This is a genomic window from Klebsiella sp. 141240 (assembly GCF_050600805.1).
Lineage (GTDB): Bacteria > Pseudomonadota > Gammaproteobacteria > Enterobacterales > Enterobacteriaceae > Klebsiella > Klebsiella aerogenes.
In genome coordinates, this window is the sequence record NZ_JAQIRK010000009.1 from 117,044 (window position 1) to 130,174 (window position 13,131).

Consider the following 13,131-nt stretch of genomic DNA (forward strand, 5'->3'; position numbering starts at 1 on the left):
CACAGGAGCGTGAAGAAAATCGCCTACCGCATTTTACAATGAGAGCGAGGAGAACCGTCGTGCTAGAAGAATACCGTAAGCACGTAGCTGAGCGTGCAGCCATGGGGATTGTTGCCAAACCCTTAGACGCAACCCAAATGGCCGCGCTGGTAGAACTGCTGAAAAACCCGCCAGCGGGTGAAGATGAATTCCTGTTAGATCTGCTTACCAACCGTGTACCGCCGGGCGTCGATGAAGCCGCCTATGTTAAAGCCGGATTCCTTGCCGCTATCGCCAAAGGCGAAGCGACCTCCCCACTGGTTACCCCTGAAAAAGCCGTTGAACTGCTGGGCACCATGCAGGGCGGTTACAATATTCACCCCCTGATTGAAGCGCTGGACGATGCCAAACTGGCGCCGATTGCCGCGAAAGCGCTGTCCCATACCCTGCTGATGTTCGATAACTTCTATGACGTAGAAGAGAAAGCCAAAGCGGGTAATGAGTACGCTAAACAGGTTATGCAATCCTGGGCTGATGCCGAGTGGTTCCTGAACCGTCCGCAACTGGCGGAAAAAATCACCGTTACCGTCTTCAAAGTTACCGGCGAAACCAATACCGATGACTTGTCTCCGGCGCCTGATGCCTGGTCCCGTCCGGATATCCCACTGCACGCTCTGGCGATGCTGAAGAACGCTCGCGAAGGAATTGAACCGGATCAGCCGGGCGCGGTCGGTCCGATTAAACAAATTGAAGCGCTGCAGCAGAAAGGCTTCCCGCTGGCCTACGTTGGCGACGTTGTCGGTACCGGTTCTTCGCGTAAATCCGCCACCAACTCGGTGCTGTGGTTCATGGGCGACGATATCCCGAACGTACCGAACAAGCGCGGCGGCGGCCTGTGCCTGGGCGGCAAAATCGCGCCTATCTTCTTCAACACCATGGAAGATGCGGGCGCGCTGCCTATTGAAGTGGACGTGAGCAACCTCAACATGGGCGACGTCATTGACGTTTACCCGTTCAAAGGTGAAGTGTGTAACCACGAAACCAACGAGCTGTTGGCAAGCTTCGAACTGAAAACCGATGTACTGATCGACGAAGTGCGCGCCGGTGGCCGTATTCCGCTGATCATTGGTCGCGGACTGACGACCAAAGCGCGCGAAGCGCTGGGTCTGCCGCACAGCGACGTCTTCCGTCATGCGAAAGATGTGGCGGAAAGCAACCGCGGCTTCTCTCTGGCGCAGAAAATGGTTGGCCGCGCCTGCGGCGTTGCCGGTATCCGTCCGGGCGCTTATTGCGAGCCGAAAATGACCTCCGTCGGTTCTCAGGACACCACCGGTCCAATGACCCGCGATGAGCTGAAAGACCTGGCGTGCCTGGGCTTCTCCGCTGACCTGGTGATGCAGTCCTTCTGTCACACTGCAGCCTATCCGAAGCCGGTTGACGTCACCACGCACCACACTCTGCCGGACTTCATCATGAACCGCGGCGGTGTTTCACTGCGTCCGGGCGATGGCGTTATCCACTCCTGGCTGAACCGTATGCTGCTGCCTGATACCGTAGGTACCGGCGGCGACTCCCATACCCGATTCCCGATTGGTATCTCATTCCCGGCGGGCTCAGGTCTGGTGGCCTTCGCCGCCGCGACCGGCGTGATGCCGCTGGATATGCCGGAATCAGTACTGGTGCGCTTCAAAGGTAAAATGCAGCCGGGCATTACCCTGCGCGACCTGGTTCACGCCATTCCGCTGTATGCTATCAAGCAGGGCCTGCTGACCGTTGAGAAGAAAGGGAAGAAAAACATCTTCTCTGGCCGCATCCTTGAAATCGAAGGTCTGCCGGATCTGAAAGTCGAGCAGGCATTTGAACTGACCGATGCTTCCGCCGAGCGTTCAGCTGCAGGTTGTACCATCAAGCTGAACAAAGAGCCGATCGTTGAGTATCTGAACTCCAACATCGTCCTGCTGAAGTGGATGATCGCAGAAGGTTACGGCGATCGTCGTACGCTGGAGCGCCGTATCCAGGGCATGGAAAAATGGCTGGCGGATCCGCAACTGCTGGAAGCCGACGCTGATGCGGAATACGCGGCAGTGATCGACATCGATCTGGCGGATATCAAAGAGCCAATCCTGTGCGCACCGAACGATCCGGACGATGCGCGTCTGCTGTCAGACGTGCAGGGCGAGAAGATCGACGAAGTGTTTATCGGTTCCTGCATGACCAACATTGGCCACTTCCGTGCTGCCGGTAAACTGCTGGACAGCCACAAAGGCCAACTGCCGACTCGCCTGTGGGTGGCGCCGCCAACCCGTATGGATGCCGCGCAGTTGACAGAAGAAGGCTACTACAGCGTGTTTGGTAAGAGCGGCGCGCGTATCGAAATCCCTGGCTGTTCCCTGTGTATGGGCAACCAGGCGCGCGTGGCTGACGGCGCGACGGTCGTGTCGACCTCTACTCGTAACTTCCCGAACCGTTTAGGTACCGGCGCCAACGTCTATCTGGCCTCTGCCGAACTGGCGGCGGTTGCTTCTCTGCTGGGCAAACTGCCGACGCCGGAAGAGTATCAGACCTTCGTCGCTCAGGTTGATAAGACGGCGGAAGATACCTATCGCTACCTGAACTTTAACCAGCTGGATCAGTACACTGAAAAAGCTGACGGCGTGATCTTCCAGACCGCCGTGTAATCCGTTCGGTCAGCCCGGCTGACCGTTTGGCTACAAACTCTCCAATGCCCGCTGAACATTGCATCAGCGGGCATTTTTATTTTTAAACCTCCCACCCGTTGCGCTTTTTTTCTTCCTGTCTGCTGCGATAATTAGGTTATGGGTACAGTGCAGCGGTGACGCATTGCCCTTGCAGAGGAAAAGATTATGGATTACGAATTTCTGCGCGATATTACCGGTGTGGTAAAGGTGCGAATGTCGATGGACCACGAGGCGATTGGTCACTGGTTCAACGAAGAGGTGAAAGATAACCTGGCCCTTCTGGATGAAGTGGAACAGGCAGCGCGCACCGTGAAAGGCAGTGAACGTTCCTGGCAGCGGGCCGGCCATGAATATACGTTGTGGCTGGATGGCGAAGAAGTGATGATCCGCGCCAACCAACTGGAATTTTCCGGCGATGAAATGGAAGAGGGGATGAATTACTACGACGAAGAGAGCCTCTCTCTTTGCGGCGTGGAGGATTTCCTGCAGGTGGTTGCCGCATACCGTGAATTTATGCAGCAGCGTTAATCATTCGTTCGGTGCCGGGCGGCGCGGAACCCCGTAGGCCCGGCAAGCAAAAGCGCCGCCGGGCATTTCAGTCATTACACCGTAGGGATATTGCGGGCGTAATAAATTTCCCGCATCTCTTTCCACAGCAGGTCGGTAATCACCTTGCGCTCTTGTTCGCTTAACTCTTCCGGTTTGGTGTGGAACATGTAGTGTTTCAGATCGAACTCTTTCAGCATCATTTTGGTATGGAACATATTTTCCTGATAGACGTTCACGTCCACCATGTCATAGAGCGACTTCATATCTTCTGACATGAAGTTCTGAATAGAGTTGATTTCATGATCGATAAAATGCTTCATGCCGTTGATATCACGGGTGAAACCACGCACGCGATAATCAATGGTTACGATATCGGATTCCAGCTGGTGAATCAGGTAGTTCAGCGCCTTCAGCGGTGAAATCACTCCACAGGTGGAGACTTCAATATCGGCGCGGAAGGTGCACAGACCGCCTTCCGGATGGCTTTCCGGATAGGTATGCACGCAGATATGGCTTTTATCGAGATGTGCGACCACGGTCTCAGGCAGCGGGCCCGGATGCTCGCTCTGATCGATAAGCTGCGGATCGATAGGCTCTTCGCTAACCAAAATGGTGACGCTTGCGCCCTGCGGTTCATAATCCTGGCGTGCGATGTTGAGTATGTTGGCGCCAATGATTGAACAGGTCTCGGAGAGGATTTCCGTCAGGCGGTTGGCATTATAGAGTTCATCGATATAGGCGATATAGCCATCGCGCTCTTCGGCGGTTTTAGCGTAGCAGATATCGTAAATACAAAAACTCAGGCTTTTAGTCAGGTTGTTGAAGCCGTGCAGCTTAAGCTTTTTCAATTTGGTTCACCTCCTCGTTTCAGGTTAGCTGGCGGTCAGCGCATCCAGCAGGTATTGCGGTAGCGCGAAAGCCGCGGTATGAATTGCCGGGTTGTAATAACGGCATTTCAGCCCGGCGCTATGGAAGCGGGCCTGAATAATTTCCGTCGACAAATGACGCAGGGCTTCATTATCGGTCGCCCAGGCAAAGGTCATGATGCCGCCATAGTAGGTCGGGATCGCCGCCTGGTAGAAGCTGACATCGGTGAAATAGTGGCTGAGTTTGCGATGGCTGCCTACCGCTTCATCCTGCTGCAGGAAGCTTACGCCGTTCTGGGCAACGAAAATTCCGCCGGGGTTCAGGCAACGTTTACAGCCAGCATAAAACGCCGAGGTAAACAGGCTCTCACCGGGGCCGATCGGGTCAGTACAGTCGGAGATAATGACATCAAAAGTTTGTGACGTTTGGTTGACGAAGTTCACGCCGTCATCAATCACCAGCGTAAAGCGCGGGTCGTCATAGGCGCCGGCGTTATGGTTTGGGAGGTACTGGCGGCAGAACGATACCACTCCGGCGTCGATTTCCACCATGGTAATGGTTTCGATATGTTGGTGGCGGGAGACTTCACGCAGCATCGCGCCATCGCCGCCGCCGATGATCAGCACGTGCTTTGCGTGACCATGGGCCAGCAGCGGAACGTGGGTCATCATTTCATGGTAAATAAACTCATCGCGCTCGGTGGTTTGCACCACGCCATCAAGCGCCATCACGCGGCCAAATGCCGCATTTTCGAAGATGATTAAATCCTGATGATCGGTCTTCTCATGGTACAGCACGTTATCAACGGTAAAATATTGACCAAAATGGTCGTGCAGCGTCTCATGCCACTGATTACTCTCGGCCATGGCTTACTCCTCCTTTGTTAACTTCTGTGGTGCCCACAAAGCGGGCACCCCATCATAGCCAACTATAGATAGAGATTGATATGGCGAATAGTGAACCTTCTACTGTTTGGCTGAACTCTCGCTAGCGTGAGGTTTTCGGCGCAGGTGTTTTGGGTTGTTGATCGCTGTTGGGCCTGACGTCAACAATTCGCACGGTATACACCATCGTCGCGCCCGGCGGAATTTTTCCAGGGATCCCTTTGCTGCCGTAGGCGCGCTCCGATGGAACCACGATAGTGATGGCGCCATGGTTATTCAGGCGTTTAAGCGGTTCACGGAAGGTCACGGGATACTGACTTAGCGCCTGTGACCAGACCTTATCTTCGGCTTCCATATCGTTTATCACGGTACCGTCGATCAAGCTTTCTTTGATAACGACGGTGACGATATCGTTATCATCAATTTCACCTTTGCCGGGGTAGTCAATGCGGCTATAGATCCCGCCTTTGAGTAGAACGCCTTTCTGCGCGGCAAATTGCTGCTGATACTCTTTACCTTCGCGGAGGGTTTGCTGCTCAATTTTATCAATGTTTTTGTATAACCGCTGCGACACGTCGAAAAGCGCCTTATTGCGCGCTTGTTCATCCAGCGCCAGCTTACCGGCAAAAACATCGTTAATGCCCTTAATAACGGTCTCCTGTTGCAGATTTAACCCTTTCGCTGCCTGGCTGGACAGCGTTTTAAGCGCATCTTGCCCTATTGATACACCGACGGAGTATGCCTGCTGCTGTGGGGCATTACTGAGGTTTAGCGCGGGTGATTTGGTTGCCGCGGTGGTGGTTTTTACTGCGGCGAGTTCGGCGCTCAGCTTCTGCTTCTCCGCTATTGCCGCAGCCAGCTTATCGCTCAGGGCCTGCTTGTCTGTCTCCAGCGCGTTGAGCTTTACCGTTTGCGCCTGCAGAGCGGCGGCAGAGTGTTTGAGATTATCTGCGCCCTCGGTTTTTTCCTGCTGGAAGGTGCGGGCTTGCTGAACAAGCCGCTTGTTTTCCGTATCCAGCGCGGTTATCCGGCCCTGAAGCTGTGCGATGGTTTTATTCAACGCTGAATTATCTACCGGCGCTGGCGTGACGGCGGGAGATTGTGATTTTAGCTGTGCCTGCAGCTGGCGGATGGTCTTATCTTTGTCGGCAATGAGACTTTTTTGCGCGGCCAGTTTTTTTTGCAGCGCTGCCGTGTTGTTGTCGCGGGCCCTGACGGGTTTACTGGCCTCCGGCGCCGGAGGTATTTCTTTCTTCTCTTTTTTCTCCTGCTGCTGGACATAGTTGAGAAACGCAGGCGCGCCGTCATCCGCTTGCGCATGACCAATAAAAAGGGACGCCAGCAAAAGGAAGGCCAGCGTCATTATATTAAGGCGAATTATCATAGCGCCTGTCACTTCACCGCATTATCGCCGCGCATGACCAGACTATCGATCAGCGACTTTTCAATATCGGCGCAAAGCTTGATGGATTTAAATTGATACATGGAATCGATGCCCTGACGGGTGGGATCGGCGACTTTCGTACGCACTGAATTATATTGCGACGCCGCACCTATCAGCGCGGTGAATTCACTACCCAGTCTTGAGGCTTCTTTCGGATTAACCTCTTTTAACGAATCTAAAGCCTGGCGACAGGCATTAAGCCGCTCCTGTTCAGCGGCCAGCCGCAGCTTTTCATTCTGTTGCGCATCGGTGGCGATGGCGATTGGTGGCGTTATGGATGTGTTAGCCTGACGATGTGCCTGGCAGCCAGCTAGCATGATAAACGCGAACGGAAGTAAGCGAAAAAAAGGTGAGATATTCAAAATGTCATTCCATTGCAATAAGAGAGGTTACTGGCGATTTTAATTCGCTTGATGGCCTTTGCAATAAATGACGAGTTGAATTGTTTGCTCTTGAATGTGATTTTTACTGATAAATTAAGCTAACGGTTAATTAATAAAACTAAATAGTATCAGGGGGCGTCAAATATAAATACTGGTTAATGAATTCATATTTCGTCAATGTTGGTGGAGAGGGGGAGGCGTGAATACACAGATGCAGCCGCATCGCCGCGGCTGCAGATAGGCTTACTTCACATAGGCCAGCAGGCTGAGGGAGTCTCGGGCCAGAGCTTTGCATTTTTTGGCTGTTGGGATTTTGATACCGCTGAGATCGCGATAGCTGTCCTCACCTAATGCTTTCATATTAAAGCTGTCGTAGTTGCTGAGGTCCCATTGGTTTTGCTGGGCAAAAAAGACCAACGCGCGGCGAATTTGCGTATTTGGCAAATTTTGATAGCCGCAATCGTTTTTCAGGAATACAAATACCGCCGTTAAATCAGCCATATCTTCCGCTTCGGATTCACTTAATGCATAGCTATTGGCGGAGAGGGCGAGCAGGCTGCCAAACAGCATTGTTCTGAAAAACGTCTTCATTTTTTCTACCATTGAAACACGGACAATCAAAGTTAGCATACTTCTTTACACCACGCAGAGCTTTATTCACAAGCTTCTGCTTGACCTTCCCGTTGCGGGAGGGTTTAAGCTTAAATATTCACCAGCAGAATAAAAGGATGTGAAAATGCAACGTCGTGAGTTTATCAAATTAAGCGCCGCGCTTGGCGCGGTCAGCGCCTTACCGCTCTGGAGCCGTTCGGTATTCGCTGCTGGCCGTCCGGCTTTGCCGGTCCCGGATTTATTGACCGCCGACGCGCGCAATCGCATTACGCTGACGATTCAAGCCGGAAAGACGCAGTTTGGCCCGCATCTTGCGACGACCTGGGGTTATAACGGCAACCTCCTCGGGCCTGCGTTGAAGCTGAAGCAAGGTGAAGCGGTGACGGTAGATATTCATAACCGCCTGGCGGAGGAGACCACGGTCCACTGGCATGGGCTGGAAGTGCCTGGCGAAGTCGATGGCGGCCCGCAGGGCGTCATCGCCGCAGGAGCCTCAAGGACGGTGAGTTTTACGCCGACGCAGCGAGCGGCGACCTGCTGGTTCCATCCCCATCAGCATGGTAAAACCGGCCGTCAGGTCGCGATGGGGCTGGCGGGTTTGGTGCTGATTGAAGATGTCGAGAGCGGGCAATTACTGCTGCCGAAGCAGTGGGGAATTGATGATATTCCGGTGATCGTGCAGGACAAAAGATTCAATGCCAATGGAGAAATAGATTATCAGCTCGATATCATGAGCGCCGCCGTTGGCTGGTTTGGCGATACCCTGTTGACGAACGGCGCGCTGTATCCCGAACACGCTCCACCGCGCGGTTGGCTGCGCCTGCGTCTGCTTAATGGTTGTAATGCCCGCTCGCTGAATTTCGCTACCAGCGATCGCCGCCCAATGTATGTAGTAGCAAGCGACGGCGGCCTGTTGGCGGAACCGGTCAAAGTGAGCGAACTGCCGGTACTGATGGGTGAGCGCTTTGAGGTATTGATTGATACCCGCGACGGAAAGGCATTTGATCTCCTGACGCTGCCGGTGAGCCAGATGGGGATGGCGATTGCGCCATTTGATAAGCCGCAGCCGGTGCTCCGTATACAGCCGCTATTGATCCCGGCATCCGGTAAGCTACCCGATACTTTGGCGGCGATGCCCGCGCTGCCGTCACTGGAGGGACTGACGCAGCGCACGCTGCAGCTGTCGATGGATCCGATGCTCGATATGATGGGAATGCAGGCGCTGATGAAGAAATATGGCGACCAGGCGATGTCCGGTATGAACCATGGGATGATGATGGATCATGGCGACATGGGCAATATGAATCACGGTCAGATGAAGAATATGAACCATGGTGGCGGAATGGGACATGGCGCTTCATCTGATAAGGGCTTCGATTTCCATAACGCCAACCGTATCAACGGTAAAGCCTTTGATATGAATGTGCCGATGTTCGCCGCGGCCAGGGGGCAGTACGAGCGCTGGCTGATCTCCGGCAAGGGTGACATGATGCTGCATCCTTTCCATATTCATGGCACGCAATTCCGCATTCTGAGTGAAAATGGCCAGGCGCCAGCGGCGCATCGTCGCGGCTGGAAGGATACGGTAAGAGTGGAGGGCGGGGTGAGTGAAGTGCTGGTGAAGTTCGATCATCAGGCGCCCAGGGAGTTTGCCTATATGGCGCACTGTCATCTACTGGAGCATGAAGACACCGGGATGATGTTGGGGTTCACCGTTTAGGGCTGTGCGACCTGCCGCCTTCTCCTGTGAGGGGGGCAAATAAAAAAACGGCAACTTTCGTTGCCGTTTTGCATTTTACTTCGCGTCATCCGGTAGCGCGTAGGCAACGATGTAGTCACCCATCTTGGTACCGAACGAGCCATGACCGCCTGCAGAGATGACAACGTACTGCTTGCCATTCACTTCATAGGTCATCGGCGTCGCCTGGCCACCTGCCGGCAGACGCGCCTGCCACAGTTTTTCGCCATTGCTCATGTTGTAAGCGCGCAGGTAGTTATCGGCGGTGGCGGCGATAAACAGCACGTTACCGGCGGTTGAGATCGGACCGCCCAGCATCGGCATACCCATATTGAACGGCAGCGGGACAGGCAGCGGGAACGGCAGACTATCCTGCGGCGTCCCGATGCGTTTTTTCCACACCACTTCATTGGTCTTCAGATCCAGCGCCGAGATATAACCCCATGCCGGTTGTTTACACGGCAGGCCAAACGGCGACAGGAACGGGTTCAGGGTGACGCCGAACGGGACGCCATACTGCGGCTGAACGCCGGACTCGGTACCAGAGCCTTTCGCGTCTTTTGGCGGTTCCATCGGGTTGCCCGGGCCGCGCGGGATTAATTTAGAGACGAAAGGCAGCGCCATCGGGTTGGCGATAGCCACCTGACGGTTTGGATCGACGGAGATACCGCCCCATTCAAACATCCCCAGGTTACCAGGGAACACCAGCGTGCCCTGTTCAGACGGCGGAGTGAAGATACCTTCATAGCGCATCTGATGGAAGATAACGCGGCACACCAGCTGGTCAAACATGGTGGCGCCCCACATGTCTGCGCCGGTCAGGTCTTTCTTCGGACGGAAACTCAGCTCGGAGAACGGCTGGGTTTTAGCGACATAATCGCCTTTCGCCGCACCTTGCGGAACCGGTTTTTCCGGCGCCGGGACCACCAGTTCGCCATTACGGCGATCCAGCACGAAGATGTTGCCGGTCTTGGCCGGAGCGTAAATCACCGGTACGGTTTTACCGTTCACATCAATGTCGGCCAGCGTCGGCTGCGACGGCATATCCATATCCCACAGATCGTGGTGTACGGTTTGGTAGCTCCACGCCAGTTTACCGGTGGTTGCGTTCAGCGCCACGATAGAGCTGGCGTAACGTTCCTGTTCCGGCGTGCGGTTGCCGCCCCAGATATCCGGCGTGGTAACGCCCATCGGCAGATAGACTAAATCCAGCTTAGCGTCATAGGCGGCAGGCGCCCAGGAGTTAGGTGAATTGAGTGTGAAGTGATGCTCATCGCTCGGGATCGCATTAGGGTCTTTCGCGCCCGGGTCGAAGGCCCACAGCAGTTTACCGGTATTCACATCAAAGCCGCGGATCACGCCTGATGGCTCGCGGGTTGAGAAGTTATCGGTTACCGCGCCGGCAATGACGATAGTCTTGTCGGTGATAATCGGCGGCGACGTCGGTTCATACATGCCCGGCGTGGTCACCGGCATGTTGGTCTGCAGGTTGAGAATGCCTTTGTTGGCAAAGGTTTCGCACAGCTTACCGTTGTCGGCGTTCACCGCGAACAGGCGGCCATCGTTGACCGGCAGAATAATACGGCGCGGGCAGTCGGCGACGACGTCGGCAGGGGCGTTATCTACTTTGGCTTCATGATAGGAAACGCCACGGCAGGTCACGTGCTGGAACGACGGATCGGCGTTCAGCTGCGGGTCAAAATGCCACTTCTCTTTACCGGTGGCCGCGTCAAGCGCGAACAGACGCTGGTGCGCGGTACACAGATACAGCGTGTCGCCAACTTTAATCGGCGTCACTTCGTTAGTGATTTCACCCGGATCGTTCGGCTGCTTCAGGTCGCCGGTGCGGAATACCCAGGCTTCCTTCAGGTTCTTCACGTTGTCGGCGTTAATTTGCTTCAGCGGCGAAAAACGCTGGCCTTCCTGGTTACGGCCATAGGCCGGCCAGTCGCTATCGGCGACGGTAGAAATCGGCGCGGCCGGCGTCGCGTCAGCGCTCAGCGTACCGTTCACTTCCTGCGGGTCGTTGAAACCGGCCCAGGTCAGGATCCCGCCGCTAATCAGCAGGGCGATAACCAGACCGCCAACGGCGCCGGCGGAAGGGACCGGCAGACGACGCCAGACAAATGGCAGAATCAGCCAGATGCCAAAGAAGACCAGGATGTCGCTACGCGGCGTCAGCGCCCAGAAGTCGAAACCGACTTCCCATACCCCCCAAATCATGGTTGCCAGCAACAGGGCGGCATACAGCCACAGCGCTGAGCGCTTGCCGCGGAACAGCAGGACGGTGACGGCCAGCATCACCAGGCCTGCGATAGGGTAGTACCATGAACCGCCGATAGCGGCCAGCCATACCCCACCGATTAACAGATACAGGCCACAGAAGGCGGCAAACAGCGCCGTCAGCGTGACAAGTAACCGTGATTGTTGAGATTTTGTTTCTGCCATAGAAAGACACTCTTCAGTTGTTAATTTTTTAACTGCAATTAATTATAGGATTTAACAACTGTGATCGGAATCACAAATATGGCTTTATTATTCACTGCACCGAAGATTTCGTTTTGCTGGTATACTGTATCGCTTGCCGGTCAACGTCGGTGTGAAAGCAGCGGCTTTGAAGATTTATCCTAAGAATCAAATGGTTAGTTTAATGAAACATACTGTAGAAGTGATGATCCCGGAAGCCGAGATCAAAGCGCGTATCGCCGAACTGGGTCGTCAAATTAATGAACGCTACAAAGACAGCGGCAGCGAAATGGTGCTGGTGGGTTTGTTGCGCGGTTCATTTATGTTTATGGCTGACCTGTGCCGTGAGGTTCAGGTACCGCATGAAGTCGACTTTATGACCGCCTCCAGCTATGGCAGCGGCATGTCCACCACACGTGATGTCAAAATCCTTAAAGACCTGGATGAAGACATTCGCGGTAAGGACGTACTGATCGTCGAAGACATCATCGATTCCGGCAACACCCTGTCTAAAGTGCGCGAAATCCTCAGCCTGCGCGAGCCGAAATCGCTGGCTATCTGTACGCTGCTGGATAAACCAAGCCGTCGTGAAGTGAACGTCCCGGTTGAGTTTGTAGGTTTTGCGATTCCGGATGAGTTCGTGGTGGGCTACGGCATCGACTACGCTCAGCGCTATCGCCACCTGCCGTACGTCGGTAAAGTGATCCTGCTGGACGAGTAATTATTGTTGCGGTCCCGGATAGGGTGAGCGCCTTATCCGGGGCGGTGAGCGCGGCGGCTATTTATGGTTGGCGTGCTTGCTCTTGAGATTGGAAATCCCGTGGCGATAGCGCTGCTCGAGGGTTTCCCGGCTGACGGCGGTGACATCAAGATCGCGCAGTAGTCCGTCGTGAATACCATAAGCCCAGCCGTGGATCGTCACTTTTTGTCCACGTTTCCACGCCGACTGCATGATCGTCGAGTGTCCCAGGTTGTATACCTGCTCCATCACGTTCAGTTCGCAAAGTGTATCCAGACGCCGCTCTTCCGGCATTTCACCGAGCAGCGAACTGTGTTTAAACCAGATATCGCGAATGTGTAGCAGCCAGTTATCAATAAGCCCCAATTCCGGGTTTTCGACCGCCGCCTGTACACCGCCGCAGCCGTAGTGGCCGCAGATAATAATGTGTTCGACTTCCAGCACGTCAACGGCGTATTGCACCACCGACAGACAGTTCAGGTCGGTGTGGATCACCAGATTGGCAACGTTACGGTGCACGAACAACTCACCGGGTTCCAGGCCGGTTAAGCGCTCTGCGGGGACGCGGCTATCGGAACAGCCAATCCACAGAAAACGCGGTTTCTGCGCCTGCGACAATTTCGCAAAGAAGCCGGGGTCCTCTTCCACCAGCATTTTTGACCATAGTGCATTATTGCTGATGAGTGTATCTATATCATTCATGGACGTTTACGGCCTGTAACCAAGTAAGTGCGTTGCGCTAATATAGGGTAAGCTCACCTTTTTGAAAAC

At 54.4% G+C, this 13,131-nt stretch carries 12 protein-coding genes; 5 read left to right on the plus strand and 7 right to left on the minus strand.

Annotated elements, in window-relative coordinates; all coding sequences use genetic code 11:
- Positions 1-59 precede the first annotated feature (59 nt).
- Together acnB and yacL are read left to right on the plus strand one after the other, a co-directional pair.
- On the plus strand, positions 60-2,657 hold the full coding sequence (gene acnB, locus PGQ95_RS16760; protein ID WP_430918792.1) for a bifunctional aconitate hydratase 2/2-methylisocitrate dehydratase: 2,598 nt from the start codon (positions 60-62) through the stop codon (positions 2,655-2,657).
- Between the two features lie 186 nt (positions 2,658-2,843).
- On the plus strand, positions 2,844-3,206 hold the full coding sequence (gene yacL / locus PGQ95_RS16765; protein WP_015368214.1) for a protein YacL: 363 nt from the start codon (positions 2,844-2,846) through the stop codon (positions 3,204-3,206).
- A 74-nt stretch (positions 3,207-3,280) separates the two neighbouring features.
- On the opposite strand, the gene speD is transcribed toward yacL, so the two are convergent.
- The 5 genes from speD to PGQ95_RS16790 form a co-directional block, all read right to left on the minus strand.
- The gene (gene speD, locus PGQ95_RS16770; protein WP_032709898.1) at positions 3,281-4,075 is read right to left on the minus strand and encodes an adenosylmethionine decarboxylase; all 795 of its coding nucleotides are present in this window, start codon (positions 4,073-4,075) and stop codon (positions 3,281-3,283) included.
- Between the two features lie 24 nt (positions 4,076-4,099).
- Positions 4,100-4,960, minus strand: a complete 861-nt coding sequence (gene speE / locus PGQ95_RS16775) for a polyamine aminopropyltransferase (protein WP_032716034.1) — start codon at positions 4,958-4,960, stop codon at positions 4,100-4,102.
- Between the two features lie 121 nt (positions 4,961-5,081).
- Positions 5,082-6,362 carry an FKBP-type peptidyl-prolyl cis-trans isomerase N-terminal domain-containing protein gene (locus PGQ95_RS16780; protein WP_045359057.1) on the minus strand — a complete coding sequence of 427 codons (1,281 nt, stop codon included), beginning with the start codon at positions 6,360-6,362 and terminating at the stop codon, positions 5,082-5,084.
- Between the two features lie 8 nt (positions 6,363-6,370).
- Complete coding sequence (locus PGQ95_RS16785; RefSeq protein ID WP_045359055.1) at positions 6,371-6,784, minus strand: hypothetical protein; 414 nt, start codon at positions 6,782-6,784, stop codon at positions 6,371-6,373.
- Between the two features lie 264 nt (positions 6,785-7,048).
- On the minus strand, positions 7,049-7,396 hold the full coding sequence (locus PGQ95_RS16790; protein WP_015704423.1) for a YacC family pilotin-like protein: 348 nt from the start codon (positions 7,394-7,396) through the stop codon (positions 7,049-7,051).
- Between the two features lie 145 nt (positions 7,397-7,541).
- Here PGQ95_RS16790 and cueO point away from each other — a divergent pair, with 145 nt between their 5' ends.
- Complete coding sequence (gene cueO, locus PGQ95_RS16795; RefSeq protein WP_032716038.1) at positions 7,542-9,137, plus strand: multicopper oxidase CueO; 1,596 nt, start codon at positions 7,542-7,544, stop codon at positions 9,135-9,137.
- Between the two features lie 75 nt (positions 9,138-9,212).
- Here cueO and PGQ95_RS16800 read toward each other — a convergent pair whose 3' ends face one another.
- Positions 9,213-11,603: a glucose/quinate/shikimate family membrane-bound PQQ-dependent dehydrogenase gene (locus tag PGQ95_RS16800; RefSeq protein ID WP_430918796.1), complete on the minus strand. Its 2,391-nt coding sequence runs from the start codon at positions 11,601-11,603 to the stop codon at positions 9,213-9,215.
- Positions 11,604-11,681: 78 nt separating this feature from the next.
- On the opposite strand from PGQ95_RS16800, the gene PGQ95_RS16805 reads away from it, so the two are divergent.
- Both PGQ95_RS16805 and hpt read left to right on the plus strand, forming a co-directional pair.
- Positions 11,682-11,786 carry a hypothetical protein gene (locus PGQ95_RS16805; protein WP_161801955.1) on the plus strand — a complete coding sequence of 35 codons (105 nt, stop codon included), beginning with the start codon at positions 11,682-11,684 and terminating at the stop codon, positions 11,784-11,786.
- 19 nt (positions 11,787-11,805) lie between these two features.
- On the plus strand, positions 11,806-12,342 hold the full coding sequence (gene hpt / locus PGQ95_RS16810) for a hypoxanthine phosphoribosyltransferase (protein WP_015368206.1): 537 nt from the start codon (positions 11,806-11,808) through the stop codon (positions 12,340-12,342).
- Positions 12,343-12,399: 57 nt separating this feature from the next.
- Here the strand turns inward: hpt and can are convergent, their stop codons facing one another.
- Entirely contained in the window at positions 12,400-13,062 is a 663-nt protein-coding gene (gene can / locus PGQ95_RS16815; RefSeq protein ID WP_015368205.1) for a carbonate dehydratase, read from the minus strand.
- Between the last annotated feature and the right edge of the window lie 69 nt (positions 13,063-13,131).